Source organism: Mycobacterium sp. SMC-15 (assembly GCF_045310925.1).
Classification (GTDB): domain Bacteria; phylum Actinomycetota; class Actinomycetes; order Mycobacteriales; family Mycobacteriaceae; genus Mycobacterium.
In genome coordinates this window covers 232,694-246,436 of sequence record NZ_JBJIAJ010000009.1, presented here as the reverse complement: position 1 = coordinate 246,436, position 13,743 = coordinate 232,694, and the positions used below count along the sequence as shown (strand labels likewise).

Here is a 13,743-nt window from a genome sequence, read left to right as displayed (position 1 = left end):
CGCCAACGAATGCGGATACCCACTCGGCATGACAACCCCCAGATCAATGGATGTTGCACTGACCGTATGAATCTGCCCCCGTGAGCGTGAAGACAACTTCACGTTCGGCGGGAGGGCGAGAGACCGCGCCGTCGCCGGGGCGGCTCAACTCCGCACCCGGGTGAGCCGGTGCAGCAGCCACGAGACGGGCACCGTGACCACCATGGTGACCACGAACAGCGCCAGCATCGACCCGGTATAGACCGGGGTGCGCAGCACCTCCACCATCACCACCTCCATCAGCACTAGGTGCACCAGGAAGATCTCGTAGGAGATCTCCCCGAGCCACACCATCGGCCTGCTCGCCAGCAGCCGTGCGTACCAGCCGCGGTTGCCCAACGCCAGCGGCGCCACCATCAAGGCGGCGATAGCGGCGTAGAAACCGGCCTTGACCAGGGCCTCGGACAGCTTGGCCGGTGACGTGGTGGGTTCCCCGGCGATCGGCGTGGACGCGATGAGATAACAGATCAGCGCCAACGGAATCGCCACGAAGCCGTAGCAGCGCACGCCCATCGCCTGCAGCACCGTCAGCATCATTCCGGCGACGAACCAGGCCAGATAACCCGGAAGCCACAGTCGGGCACCGTCGGGCAGAAAGTCGGTGGTGTGTACGAGCGTCAACCAGGCCGGTGTGATCGCTGCCGCCGCCGCGAGCCCGGCCAACAACAGCCCCGGCCGCCACTGCCGTCGGCACAGCCAGACCACTGTTGCATAGGCCAGCAGCGGAAGCACCACGTAGAAGGCGACTTCGACTGCGAGGCTCCACATCTGGGTGAGTCCCTGGTGCAGGTAACCGAACATGTAGTTGTCGGCGTAGATCTGGGTCAGCGTGAGGTTCCGCAACAACCCGATCCAGTTGTGGCCAGGGTTCGGGCCCGCCGTGCGGTAGTGGTAGATCACGTAGGCCAGCAGCACCGTGACCACATAGGCGGGCATGATGCGCCGCACCCGGTGCCAGGCGTAGCGCCGCACCGAGGGGTCCGGCCGCCCGAGTGCGGCGGCCCGCACCCACGGCTGGAACAACAGGTAACCGGAGAGCACGAAGAAGATCGGCACCCCGATCTCCATCCGGGAACCCAGCAACCCCGCGTAGCCGTGGGTGTACTTGCCGGTGGTGTAGGCCGCATGGGTGCCGACCACCAGGATCGCGGCGACCGCACGCACGCCGGTCAGCGACGCGACCCGATCCACCCCAGCGACCTGCTCGAGCCCGCCCTGGGCGACCTCGTCGCGCGGCAAGATCATTCGGTCCGTTTCCGGAACCCACCTTCGCCGCGACGATCGGGTTTGCCGGACGGCCGCTCGCGGCGCAGATTGATCAGCTGGCCCTGAATTCGGGTCTGTTCCAACGCCTTGAGAGTCTTGCCGGAGAGTTTGGCCGGCAGCTCGACCAGCGAGTGGTCCACCTTGATGCTGATGTTGCCGAAATCGCTGCGGTGCAAGCCACCCTCGTTGGCCAGCGCCCCGACGATGGCGCCCGGGTTGACCTTGTGACGTTTGCCGACCGATATCCGGTAGGTGGCGAACCCGTCCTTCGGGGGGCCCTTGCGGTCGCCTTTGCGGTCGTCCCGCCCGCCATCGCGATCCGACTTGACGCGTTCGCGCCGCTTGTCCGGCGGCGGCTCCACCATCAGGAACGCCTCGCCGTCGCGGGACTGCAGCGCCAGTGCGGCGGCAATGTCGGCCATCGGCACGTTGTGCTCGCGGCTGTAGTCCTCGACCAGGCGGCGGAACAACTCGATGCCCGACGCACTGAGGTGGTTGGTGATCGCGTCGGCGAACTTGGCGACCCGCTGAGCATTGACGTCGTCGACGCTGGGCAGCTCCGCTTCGACCAGCTTCTGCCGAGTCACCTTCTCGATCAACCGGAGCAGGTGGCGTTCCCTCGGGTTGACGAACAGCAGCGCGGTTCCCGAGCGCCCGGCCCGCCCGGTGCGCCCGATCCGGTGCACATAGGCCTCGGGGTCGTTGGGAATGTCGTAGTTGACCACGTGGGAGATGCGTTCGACGTCGAGTCCGCGGGCGGCGACATCGGTGGCGACCAGGATGTCGATGTTGCCGTTCTTCAGTGCGGTGATGGTCCGTTCCCGCTGCGCCTGCGCGATGTCACCGTTGATCGCCGCCGCGGAAAACCCTCGGGCGCGCAGCTTTTCGGCGACCTCTTCGGTGGCCTGCTTGGTGCGGACGAACACGATCATCGCCTCGAAGGGCTCGACCTCGAGCACCCGGGTCAGGGCGTCCATCTTGCGCGGCCCGGCGACCTCGATGTAGCGCTGGGTGATGTTCTCCGCCGTGGTGGTTTTCGCCTTGACGGTGACTTCCACCGGGTCATGCAGGTAGCGGCTGGTGATGCGGCGAATGGCCGAGGGCATGGTGGCCGAGAACAAGGCGACCTGCTTGTACTCGGGGGTGTCCGCCAGGATGCGCTCGACGTCCTCGGCGAAACCCATCTGCAGCATCTCGTCGGCCTCGTCGAGCACCAGGTAATCCAGGTGCGACAAGTCCAGGCTGCCGCGTTCCAGGTGGTCGATGACCCGGCCGGGAGTACCGACCACGACCTGCGCGCCGCGCTTGAGCCCGGAAAGCTGCACCGTGTAGGACGCGCCGCCGTAGATCGGCAGCACGTTGATCCGGGGCAGATGCGCACCGTAGCGCCCGAATGCCTCGGCGACCTGCAGCGCCAACTCGCGGGTGGGCGCGAGCACCAGCGCCTGGGTGGCTTTGCTGGTGGTGTCGATGCGCGACAGGATCGGAATGGCGAACGCGGCGGTCTTGCCGGTCCCGGTCTGCGCCAGTCCGACCACGTCGGAACCCTCCAGCAGGGCCGGGATGGTGGCGGCTTGAATCGCCGAGGGCGTCTCATAGCCGACGTCGACGACGGCCTTCAGGACCGAGGGATGGATCTGCAGGTCGGCGAAAGTTGGGGTGGGCGGGTCAACGAGGGACCCAGTGGTGTCCGGGAACGGCTCAGCGGGGGCATCAGGCGAGGTCATAGCGTTTAGCAGTCTACGGGCAAAGAGGCCCGCCTAGCGCCACTGTTGATCGCCGGCAGTGGCAGACCCGACATCGGTGATCGGCCACGCCTCCCCGGGCCGCCGGCCGGTCGACGGTACGGTGCCCGGTGTGCCAGGTGCCGCCAAACCGTCAGTAGCGATCGCCGCGCTGGCCGCAGCTCTGCTGGCCGGTTGTGGTTCGGGCGACTCCACCGTCGCCAAGACCCCGGAGAACAGCAGCCCGGCTGCCGCACCACCTGAGGCGCCCGCCGCCACGGCGCCGGCACCGTCGAGCCGCCCGTCCCCCGCCGATCCGTGTGCGGTCAACCTGGCCGCCCCGGCGATCGCCAAGGCCGTCTCCGAGTTGCCCCACGACCCGCGCAGCAAGCAACCGTGGAGCCCGGAGCCGCTGGCCGGCAATTACAGCGCGTGTGCCGACATCTCGGCGGTGATCGTCAAGGCCAACACCAACGCCGACCACCCGAGTACGCGCGCGGTGCTGTTTCACCTCGGCGAGTTCCTTGCCCAAGCGGTGCCGGACACCTACGGATTCAGCGGCATCGACCTGGCGCAGTCCACCGGCGACACGGTGGCCCTGCGAAACGCCAGCGGCATACCGGGGCTGGCCGGGATCGTGAAATTCCACTGGAACGGCACCGGGGTGGACATCGTCGGCAACACCACCCGGTAGCCGGTCGCTTTAGAACCAGCTGTCGCGCCGCGAGTGCCGCCCGATGGCGTCGGTGTCGTCGGGATCCTCCCGATAGTGCCGATTTCGGCGGGTCGAACTGTTGCCGGTGATCCCGAATTTGGCCAGCACGTCGGGCACCGGAGTCCCGTTGGCCAGCGGACGAAAATCGCGCCGCCCTGCATCGACATCAAAGCCGTTGTGGTGCAGTGATATCGGTTCGGGCTCGGCAATCACCGTCGGCGCCGCCCGGGGGATCTCGACGGTCAGCGGCTCGGTGGCGGGTTCCTGCGGACGACGGGCCCCAGGGGCCCTGGGTGCGACGACGACCGGGATCGGCTCGGTCCGTTTGTCGACGTCGCGTTCGGCAGTCAGGGCGTGGAAGTGTCGGGGCAGGCTGACGCGTTCGGGGACTCTGGCGTTATCGGGGAGGTCGTCGAGCTCGTCGAAATCGTCGGGGCCATCGAAGTCGTCGAAACTATCGAAGTCGTCGAAATCGCGGGCGTGGTCACTCCGCCCGCTCGTGCGGCGGGCCGGGTCGATGACATAGCCGACCATGAACAGCGCGGCGACCACGCCGAACAGCGCGACGAATGCCGGCAACAGCGTCGCCTCGGACATCGCCGCCGCGAACGGCTCGTGCAGGAACTCGGGCAGCTGCAATACCGCCGAAGCGTGCTCGGGGCGCAGACCGCCCGGCATCGGCGGCAGGTCGGCGGCGATCCTCGACGTCATGAACGCTGCCATGCCCGCGCTGCCCAGCACCGCCCCGACCTGGCGCGTCGCGTTGTAGACCCCGGAACCGGCACCGGCCAGATGCGGCGGAAGGTTGCGGGTGGCGGTGGCCGCCAGCGGCGACCAGATGAACGCCATTCCGACCCCGATCACCGCGAACGGCAGCACCAGCCGCCAGATGGGGGTCAGCGGGGTCATCTCGATGGACAGCCAGGTGAGCCCGATCGCCAGCACCGAAAAGCCGAATCCGACCACCGCCCGGGGATGGGCGCGGTCGACGATCTTTCCCACCACCGGGGCCAGCGCTCCGCTGGCGATCGCCATCGGGGCGGTCAGCAGGGCGGACCGGGTCGGTGACATCTCGCAGACCGCCTGCGCATAGAACATCACCGGCAGCACCATCCCGGTGACGGCGAACCCGATGACGGCCACACCGATATTGGCCAACCCGAAGTCGAGGTCGCGGAAGATGTGCAGCGGAACCAACGGCTCGCCGTGGGTGACTGCCTGCCAGTAGACGAAGGCCGCCATGCAGCCGATGCCACCGAGGATCAGCGCCCAGATCCACGGTGCCCACCCCTGAGACTCGCCCTCCTGAAGGGCGAAGACCAGCAGAAACATCCCGACCCCCGACAGCGTGACGCCGAGCAGGTCGAAACGATGACGATGAACCGGCAGTTCGGGGATCAACACGATGGCCAAGACCAGGCCGATGGCGCCGATCGGGACGTTGACGAAGAAGATCCACTCCCAGCCCAGCCGGTCCACCAGCACGCCGCCGGCCAGCGGCCCGATCAGCGTCGCAACCCCGGCGGTCGCTCCCCAGACACTCATGGCCACGCCGCGCCGTTCCGGAGGAAAGGTGCGGGTGATCACCGTCAGGGTTTGCGGGGTCAGCAGGGCGGCGCCGACGCCCTGGACCGCCCGGGCGATGATCAGCATCTCGATGCCGCCGGCCAGGCCGCACCACAGCGACGCCGCGGTGAACACCGCCAGCCCGATCAGGTACAGGTTCTTGGGCCCGAACTGGTCACCGAGACGACCGGCGACCAGCAGCGGTACCGCGTAGCCCAGCAGGTAGGCGCTGGTAACCCAGATCACCGTGTCGTAGCCGATGTCGAGCGCCGCCATGATGCTCGGATTGGCGACCGCCACGATCGTGGAGTCCACCAGGATCACGAAGAAGCCGAGCATCATCGCCCACAAGGCGTTCCAGGGGTTGACCGGATCAGCCGAGCGCGCCGGACCGGAACGTGCGATAACTGCGCGCTCCGGGTCGTCGTACGTGCTGCTCAAGCGCCGCCCCTCCCATCGCTGCGCTGTGCTGTTCGGGGCACCAGGCCACCTCATCCGACGCTACGGACAGATGATGCCGGGAACAACTCGGATCGCCGCGGCGCTGTTCGCTGCGAAGTGACGGTCACAACCGGTGAAACGGGTAAACAATCACCAGCGCGTTAGCCTGAACACCACCGAGTCGAAACGGGAGGCAACGATGGGCATCTTTCGACGGCGACGGCCGGCGCAGGCTCCGGCGCCGACCTTCGACGAAGAGAAGCCCACCATGGCGGCCCGGGTGTTGGCGCGGGTCATCGAGCGCAGCGAGCGGGTGCAGGGCCCGGCGGTGCGGGCCTATGTGGAACGACTGCGCCGAAGTGACCCCGATGCCGACCCGGCACAGGTCATCGCAAAGCTGGAGAAGCGATTCCTGGCAGCGGCGACGGCCAGCGGCGCCGCGGTGGGCGCCACCGCGGCGGTGCCGGCGATCGGCACCCTGATGGCGCTGTCCGCGGTTGCCGGGGAGACCGCGGTCTTCCTGGAGGCCACGGCGTTCTTCGTGCTGTCCGTCGCCGAGGTCCACGGCATTCCGGTGGATAACCGGGATCGGCGCCGCGCGCTGGTGCTGGCGGTGTTGGTGGGCGACCAGGGCAAGGGCGCGCTCGCCGACCTGCTCGGCCCGGGCCGCACCAGCGGAGCGTGGCTCGCCGAAGGTTCGGCGGGTGTGGCCGCGCTCCCGCTTCCGGCGGTCAAGGAGTTGAACTCACGGCTGCTGCGGTACTTCGTCAAGCGCTTCACCCTGCGCCGCGGAGCGCTGGCGTTCGGCAAGCTGTTGCCCGTCGGCCTGGGGGCGCTGATCGGCGCCATCGGGAATCGCCTGATGGGCAAAAAGATCATCGGCAACGCCCGCACGGCGTTCGGTCCCCCGGCCCGCCGCTGGCCGGTGAACCTGCACCTGGTGCCCGCCCTGCACGACGGTGACGCCCACTCCGCATAGCCGTCGGCTGGATCGCGGCCGGCGGACAATCGGCCGCGCGCCTGGCGGAATATCTCCGAGGGGCTAGCCTTTGTAAGGCAGGCGGGCGCGGGCGCAAGTGCCACGCCGAACGACCAGGAATCGAGGCGAGAAGCTGTCGTGAGCGGTATCAGTTCACCCTTCGGTCAGAACGAGTGGCTAGTCGAGGAGATGTACCGCAAATTCCGCGAGGATCCCTCCTCCGTGGATCCGAGCTGGCACGAGTTCCTGGCCGACTACTCCCCCGACGCACAACGCGTAGACGGCGCGGCCCGGCCGGCTGCGCCTGCGCAACCGGCTCCCCCCGCGCCTGCAGCTCCCGCCCCCGCGGCACCGGCAGCCCCAGCCGCCCCGGCCGCGCCGGCCCCGGCCGCCAAGCCGGCCCCGGCGCCGGCGGCCCCAGCCGCCAAGCCCGCCGCCTCCCAGGCTCCCGCGCCGCTCGCCGACGACGAGCTTCAGGTGTTGCGCGGCGCCGCGGCGGCAGTGGTCAAGAACATGTCCACCTCCCTGGAGGTACCGACGGCCACCAGCGTGCGGGCCGTGCCGGCCAAGCTGATGATCGACAACCGCATCGTCATCAACAACCAGCTCAAGCGGACCCGCGGCGGCAAGATCTCCTTCACCCACCTGCTGGGTTACGCGATCGTGCAGGCGGTCAAGCAGTTCCCCAACATGAATCGGCATTTCGCCGAGGTCGACGGCAAGCCCAATGCGGTCACACCAGCCCATACCAATCTCGGGCTGGCCATCGACCTGCAGGGTGCCGGCGGCAAGCGCTCCTTGGTGGTGGCCGCCATCAAGGGCTCGGAATCGCTGCGCTTCGCACAGTTCGTCGACGCCTACGAGGACATCGTGCGCCGGGCCCGCGACGGCAAGCTCACCGCCGAGGACTTCGCCGGCGTGACCATTTCGCTGACCAACCCCGGCACCATCGGCACGGTGCACTCGGTGCCCCGGTTGATGGCCGGGCAGGGCGCGATCATCGGCGTCGGCGCCATGGAATACCCCGCCGAGTTCCAGGGCGCCAGCGAGCAGCGCATCGCCGAGCTCGGGGTGGGCAAGGTCATCACCCTGACCTCGACGTATGACCACCGCATCATCCAGGGCGCGGAATCGGGTGACTTCCTGCGCACAGTGCACGAGATGCTGCTGTCGGACGCGTTCTGGGACGAGATCTTCTTCGAACTGTCCATCCCCTACGAGCCGGTGCGGTGGCGCACGGACAACCCGGACTCGGTGGTCGACAAGAACGCCCGCGTCGTCGAGCTGATCGCGGCTTACCGCAACCGCGGGCACCTGATGGCCGACATCGACCCACTGCGCCTGGACAACACCCGATTCCGTAGCCACCCCGATCTGGACGTGCAAAGTCACGGCCTGACGTTGTGGGACCTGGACCGCGAATTCAAGGTCGAGGGCCTGCCCGGCGGTGACTTCCGCAAGCTGCGCGAGATCCTGTCGGTCCTGCGCGACGCCTACTGCCGCCACGTCGGTGTGGAGTACACCCACATCCTCGAGCCCGAGCAGCAGCAGTGGCTGCAGGAACGCGTCGAGGTCAAGCACGTCAAACCGACTGTGGCGCAGCAGAAGTACATTCTGAGCAAGCTCAATGCCGCCGAGGCGTTCGAGAGCTTCCTGCAGACCAAGTACGTCGGCCAGAAGCGGTTCTCCCTCGAAGGCGCCGAGACCGTCATCCCGATGATGGACGCGGCCATCGACCAGTGCGCCGAGCACGGCCTCGACGAGGTCGTCATCGGCATGCCGCACCGCGGCCGGCTCAACGTGTTGGCCAACATCGTCGGCAAGCCGTACTCGCAGATCTTCACCGAGTTCGAGGGCAACCTCAATCCAGCCGAGGCGCACGGCTCCGGCGACGTCAAGTACCACCTGGGCGCCACCGGGGTGTACCTGCAGATGTTCGGCGACAACGACATTCAGGTGTCGCTGACCGCCAACCCGTCACACTTGGAGGCCGTCGACCCGGTGCTCGAGGGGCTGGTCCGGTCGCGTCAGGACCTGCTGGGCCGGGGCGCGTTGGGCACCGACGAAGACCCGCCGTTCTCAGTCGTGCCGATGATGCTGCACGGCGACGCCGCGTTTGCCGGCCAGGGCGTGGTCGCCGAGACGCTGAACATGGCACTGCTGCCCGGCTACCGGGTCGGCGGCACCATCCACATCGTGGTCAACAACCAGATCGGTTTCACCACGGCGCCGGACTACTCGCGTTCCAGCGAGTACTGCACCGACGTGGCCAAGATGATCGGCGCGCCGATCTTCCACGTCAACGGTGACGACCCGGAAGCCTGCGACTGGGTGGCCCGGCTGGCGGTGGACTTCCGGCAGAAGTTCCACAAGGACGTCATCATCGACATGCTGTGCTACCGCCGCCGCGGGCACAACGAGGGCGACGACCCGTCGATGACGAACCCCTACATGTACGACGTGATCGGCACCAAGAGCGGTGTTCGCAAGAGCTACACCGAAGACCTGATCGGCCGCGGCGACATCTCGATGAAGGAGGCCGAGGACGCGCTGCGCGACTACCACGGTCAGCTGGAACGGGTGTTCAACGAGATCCGCGAACTGGAGAAGCACGCCGCGCTGCCGAGTGAGTCGGTGGAGTCCGAGCAACAGGTACCGCGCGGACTGAACACCGCGGTCGACAAGGCGATGCTGGCCCGCATCGGCGACGCCTTCATGGCGATCCCCGAGGGCTTCACCGTGCACCCGCGCGTCCTTCCGGTGCTGGAGCGACGCCGCGAGATGGCCTACGAGGGCAAGGTGGACTGGGCGTTCGGCGAGCTGCTGGCACTGGGCTCGCTGGTCGCCGAAGGCAAGCTGATCCGGCTGTCCGGGCAGGACACCCGCCGCGGCACCTTCTCGCAGCGGCATTCGGTGATCATCGACCAGGCCAACGGCGCGGAGTTCAGCCCGTTGCAGCTGCTGGCCACCAACGCCGACGGCACCCCGACCGGCGGAAAGTTCCTGGTCTATGACTCGCCGCTGTCCGAGTTCGCCGCCGTCGGCTTCGAATACGGCTATACCGTCGGCAACCCCGAAGCCCTGGTGCTCTGGGAAGCGCAGTTCGGTGACTTCGTCAACGGCGCACAGTCGATCATCGACGAGTTCATCAGCTCCGGCGAAGCCAAGTGGGGCCAGCTGTCCAACGTGGTGCTGCTGCTGCCGCACGGCCACGAGGGCCAGGGCCCGGATCACACCTCCGGGCGCATCGAGCGGTTCCTGCAGCTGTGGGCGGAGGGCTCGATGACGATTGCGATGCCCTCGACGCCGTCGAACTACTTCCACCTGCTGCGCCGCCATGCACTCGACGGGATCCAGCGTCCGCTGATCGTGTTCACCCCCAAGTCGATGCTGCGCAACAAGGCGGCGATCAGCGACGTCAAGGACTTCACCGACGTCAAGTTCCGCTCGGTGCTCGAGGAGCCCACCTACGAGGACGGCGTGGGCGACCGCAACAAGGTCACCCGGGTGTTGATGACCAGCGGCAAGCTCTACTACGAGCTGGTCGCCCGCAAGGCCAAGGACGGGCGCGACGACATCGCGATCGTGCGGATCGAACAGCTGGCCCCGCTGCCCAAGCGCCGCCTCGCCGCAACCCTGGACCGCTACCCGAACGCGCAGCAGTTCTTCTGGGTGCAGGAGGAGCCGGCCAACCAGGGCGCGTGGCCACGGTTCGGCCTGGAGCTGCCGGAGCTGCTGCCGGAGAAGCTGACCGGGGTCAAGCGGATCTCGCGGCGGGCGATGTCGGCGCCGTCGTCGGGGTCGTCGAAGGTGCACGCGGTCGAGCAGCAGGAGATCATCGACTCGGCGTTCGGCTGAGGCACCGTCACCACCCGGCGAGCTGGGGGTACCGCCCGCTTGCGAGCGTGCGTGTTTGTACGCAACACGCCGCGTGATTCAGTACAACTGCGCACGCTCACCGAGGCCGATCAACCCGGTACCGGCGGTACCGGATAGGCTCGTGTGGTCCACCGACCGCGGGGAGAGCACATGCAGGGATTCGCCGGAAAGGTCGCCGTCGTCACCGGTGCCGGTTCAGGTATCGGTCAAGCGCTGGCCATCGAGCTGGCCCGCGCGGGAGCGCAGCTGGCGATCAGCGACGTCGATACCGAGGGGCTCGCTCAGACCGAGCGCCGGCTGACCGCGCTAGGCGTGCGGGTCAAGGCCGACCGCCTCGACGTCACCGAGCGGGAAGCGTTCCTGGCCTACGCCGAAGAGGTCAAGGAACACTTCGGCAAGGTCAACCAGATCTACAACAACGCCGGCATCGCGTTCAGTGGCGACGTCGAGATCAGCCCGTTCAAGGACATCGAGCGGGTGATGGACGTCGACTTCTGGGGCGTGGTCAACGGCACCAAGGCCTTCCTGCCGCACCTGATCGAATCCGGCGACGGACACGTCATCAACATCTCCAGTTTGTTCGGGCTGCTGTCCATGCCCGGCCAGGCCGCCTACAACGCGGCGAAGTTCGCGGTCCGCGGCTTCACCGAGGCGCTGAACCAGGAGATGGCCATCAACAAGCACCCGGTCAACGTGACCACGGTGCACCCGGGCGGCATCAAGACCGCCATCGCCCGCAACGCCACCGTCGCCGAAGGTCTGGACGCCGCGGCCATGGCCGACTTCTTCGACCGGAAACTGGCTTCCACCACCGCCGAAGAGGCCGCCCGAGTGATCCTCGACGGCGTCAGCAAGAACCGGGCCCGCGTGCTCATCGGAAACGACGCGCGGATTTTGGACCTGCTGGTGCGCATCTTGGGCTCGCGCTACCAACGCCTGTTCTCGTTCGGCATCCCCAAACTCAGGCCACAGTAGGTCCGCTATCTGCCCAGCGGGTGCTCGTCCAAGAAGGCGTCCACGACGACCTGCGGGTCGGCACCGGCGGCCACCTGTCGGCGCATGTCGATCAGAGCGTCGGTGTCCAGCACGCCGGCCACCTGATTGATCGCCAGCAGCTGGGCTTCGGTCAACTCATTGCGGCGATACAGCGGCACCACATTCTCGGCGCGCACCAACGCGGGACTTGCGTCGGCGAGCAGCACAGCGCCTTTGGGCACGTCGGGATCGGCAGTACTGGTCCACGCTGCGATGATCTGACGGGCCTGCAACGCAGCGAACAGCGCTGCCTCATCAGGGAATTCGCGCACCATCGGCAGGCTGCAACGGCCCACCACATTCGGCGCCCGCGCACCCGCGACAGCTCCTACCGTCAACCCGGTGCAATGTCTGACGAGCGCGGCCAGGTCGGTGTCGCCCCACGCGGTCGCGGTCGCCTTCGTCACGGCCAATGTGGGCTTGTCCTCGGCGGTCATGGCGTAGTCACCGACCGCGAGACCCTCCGGCAGCGCGCCGGCCAACGCCCAGTAGACACCCCGGTCGGAGCGGGCTGCGGAATCGCGGGCGAACATCGCCAAGAAGCGGCCGGTGAGACCAGGAACGACAGTCAACTCCCCCGCATCCAGCCCGGCAACAGGATCGGCAACGGCCTCAAGCCGCACCGCGGCACCGGCACCGCGCAGGGCGCTCGCATACAGGTGGCCCAGTACCTGCGATTGCGGATCCGGCGACATTCCCACGCTCAACGACGACGGCCCCGGGTGGGCAGCACAACCGGCGATCAGCACGGCCGCCCATCCGAGCGCCAGGCGGCGCAGCTGATGTCCTCGCGGCCGGGGCACCGTGCGCTCTACGACCCGGAGTCGACAGCCGCCGCGACGGCGGCCGCTACAGCCGGCTCGACCCGGGGATCCAGCGGGCTGGGCACGATACGGTCGGGGGCCAGCTCGTCGGCGACGACGGAGAAAATCGCCTCTGCTGCAGCCAACTTCATCGCCTCGGTGATGCGGCGCGCACCGGCGTCCAGCGCACCACGGAACACCCCGGGGAAGGCCAGCACATTGTTGATCTGGTTGGGGAAGTCGCTGCGACCGGTTGCCACCACCGCCGCGTACTTGGCCGCCAGGTCGGGGTGGATCTCGGGGTCGGGGTTGGACAGCGCGAACACCACCCCGCCCGGAGCCATCGTCGCGATCAGCTCCTCCGGCACGACCCCGCCGGATGCGCCCAGAAAGACGTCGGCGCCGGCCAGCGCCTCGGCCAGGCCGCCGGTCAGGCCACGAGGATTGGTCCGCTGCGCCAGCTCCAGCTTGACGTCGTTCATGCCGGAGCGCTCCGGGTGCAGCACACCCTGCGAATCCAGCACGATCATCTCCGAAATGCCCCTCGAGAGCAGGATGTTCGCGCAGGCCACACCCGCGGCGCCGGCACCGGAGACCACCACTCGCAGCGACGCAATGTCGCGGTCGAGCACCTTGGCCGCACCCAGCAGAGCCGCCAACGCCACGATCGCGGTGCCGTGCTGGTCGTCATGCATCACCGGGCAGTCCAGCGCCTCGATCACACGCCGCTCGATCTCGAAGCAGCGCGGCGCCGAGATGTCCTCCAGGTTGACCGCCCCGAACGACGGGCGTAGCCGCACCAGCGTCTCGACGATCTCGTCCGGATCCTTGGTGTCCAACACGATCGGAATGGAGTCCAGGCCGGCGAACGTCTTGAACAACGCGGCCTTGCCCTCCATCACCGGCAGCGACGCCGTCGGCCCGAGGTCACCCAGCCCGAGCACCGACGTACCGTCGCTGACCACGGCCACCAGCCGGTGCGCCCAGGTGTAGCGGGCCGCCAGCGTGTGGTCCGCGGCGATGGCGCGACTGACCTGCGCCACACCCGGGGTGTAGGCGATCGACAACGCGCGCTGGCTGTCCAACGGGGTTTTGAGGTCGACTGAGATCTTCCCGCCCGTGTGGGCTTCGAAGATCTCTTCGTCTCCGATGACGATCGGCGAGCTGTTGGCCATGTTCGCAAGTTTCTCGGGCATCGATAGGCCAGGGTACTGCGCTGGTTTTACATTCTTTCGATCGGCTGGGGGCAGCCAAGGCATCCCGCATGCGCAGCCACGCGCTTTCGCTGATGATTTG

At 67.7% G+C, this 13,743-nt stretch carries 9 protein-coding genes; 4 read left to right on the top strand and 5 right to left on the bottom strand.

Annotation, left to right across the window (positions count from 1 at the left end; translation table 11 throughout):
- Nucleotides 1-144 precede the first annotated feature (144 nt).
- The gene (locus tag ACJH71_RS15320) at nucleotides 145-1,284 is read right to left on the bottom strand and encodes an acyltransferase family protein (RefSeq protein WP_406758847.1); all 1,140 of its coding nucleotides are present in this window, start codon (nucleotides 1,282-1,284) and stop codon (nucleotides 145-147) included.
- Nucleotides 1,281-3,032: a DEAD/DEAH box helicase gene (locus tag ACJH71_RS15315; protein WP_406758846.1), complete on the bottom strand. Its 1,752-nt coding sequence runs from the start codon at nucleotides 3,030-3,032 to the stop codon at nucleotides 1,281-1,283. Before ACJH71_RS15315 ends, ACJH71_RS15320 begins: the two co-directional genes overlap by 4 nt.
- A 121-nt stretch (nucleotides 3,033-3,153) precedes the next feature.
- On the opposite strand from ACJH71_RS15315, the gene ACJH71_RS15310 reads away from it, so the two are divergent.
- On the top strand, nucleotides 3,154-3,723 hold the full coding sequence (locus ACJH71_RS15310) for an LppP/LprE family lipoprotein (RefSeq protein ID WP_406758862.1): 570 nt from the start codon (nucleotides 3,154-3,156) through the stop codon (nucleotides 3,721-3,723).
- Nucleotides 3,724-3,732: 9 nt separating this feature from the next.
- Here ACJH71_RS15310 and ACJH71_RS15305 read toward each other — a convergent pair whose 3' ends face one another.
- Nucleotides 3,733-5,652: an MFS transporter gene (locus ACJH71_RS15305; protein WP_406758861.1), complete on the bottom strand. Its 1,920-nt coding sequence runs from the start codon at nucleotides 5,650-5,652 to the stop codon at nucleotides 3,733-3,735.
- Between the two features lie 298 nt (nucleotides 5,653-5,950).
- Between ACJH71_RS15305 and ACJH71_RS15300 the strand changes: the two genes are divergently transcribed.
- The 3 genes from ACJH71_RS15300 to ACJH71_RS15290 all read left to right on the top strand — a co-directional run bounded on the left by ACJH71_RS15300 (nucleotide 5,951) and on the right by ACJH71_RS15290 (nucleotide 11,584).
- On the top strand, nucleotides 5,951-6,730 hold the full coding sequence (locus ACJH71_RS15300; RefSeq protein WP_406758845.1) for a hypothetical protein: 780 nt from the start codon (nucleotides 5,951-5,953) through the stop codon (nucleotides 6,728-6,730).
- Between the two features lie 138 nt (nucleotides 6,731-6,868).
- The gene (locus ACJH71_RS15295) at nucleotides 6,869-10,588 is read left to right on the top strand and encodes a multifunctional oxoglutarate decarboxylase/oxoglutarate dehydrogenase thiamine pyrophosphate-binding subunit/dihydrolipoyllysine-residue succinyltransferase subunit (RefSeq protein ID WP_406758844.1); all 3,720 of its coding nucleotides are present in this window, start codon (nucleotides 6,869-6,871) and stop codon (nucleotides 10,586-10,588) included.
- A 171-nt stretch (nucleotides 10,589-10,759) separates the two neighbouring features.
- Nucleotides 10,760-11,584, top strand: a complete 825-nt coding sequence (locus tag ACJH71_RS15290) for an SDR family NAD(P)-dependent oxidoreductase (RefSeq protein WP_406758843.1) — start codon at nucleotides 10,760-10,762, stop codon at nucleotides 11,582-11,584.
- A 5-nt stretch (nucleotides 11,585-11,589) separates the two neighbouring features.
- Here the strand turns inward: ACJH71_RS15290 and ACJH71_RS15285 are convergent, their stop codons facing one another.
- Both ACJH71_RS15285 and ACJH71_RS15280 read right to left on the bottom strand, forming a co-directional pair.
- Entirely contained in the window at nucleotides 11,590-12,447 is an 858-nt protein-coding gene (locus tag ACJH71_RS15285) for a glycine betaine ABC transporter substrate-binding protein (protein ID WP_406758842.1), read from the bottom strand.
- Between the two features lie 8 nt (nucleotides 12,448-12,455).
- Complete coding sequence (locus ACJH71_RS15280; RefSeq protein ID WP_406758841.1) at nucleotides 12,456-13,643, bottom strand: NADP-dependent malic enzyme; 1,188 nt, start codon at nucleotides 13,641-13,643, stop codon at nucleotides 12,456-12,458.
- Nucleotides 13,644-13,743 lie beyond the last annotated feature (100 nt).

Excerpts from the sequence above, each read along its gene's own strand:
- ACJH71_RS15320 (WP_406758847.1), bottom strand. The coding sequence starts at position 1,284 with ATGATCTTGCCGCGCGACGAGGTCGCCCAGGGCGGGCTCGAGCAGGTC.
- ACJH71_RS15315 (WP_406758846.1), bottom strand. The coding sequence starts at position 3,032 with ATGACCTCGCCTGATGCCCCCGCTGAGCCGTTCCCGGACACCACTGGG.
- ACJH71_RS15305 (WP_406758861.1), bottom strand. The coding sequence starts at position 5,652 with ATGATGCTCGGCTTCTTCGTGATCCTGGTGGACTCCACGATCGTGGCG.
- ACJH71_RS15300 (WP_406758845.1), top strand. The coding sequence starts at position 5,951 with ATGGGCATCTTTCGACGGCGACGGCCGGCGCAGGCTCCGGCGCCGACC.
- ACJH71_RS15290 (WP_406758843.1), top strand. The coding sequence starts at position 10,760 with ATGCAGGGATTCGCCGGAAAGGTCGCCGTCGTCACCGGTGCCGGTTCA.
- ACJH71_RS15280 (WP_406758841.1), bottom strand. The coding sequence starts at position 13,643 with ATGCCCGAGAAACTTGCGAACATGGCCAACAGCTCGCCGATCGTCATC.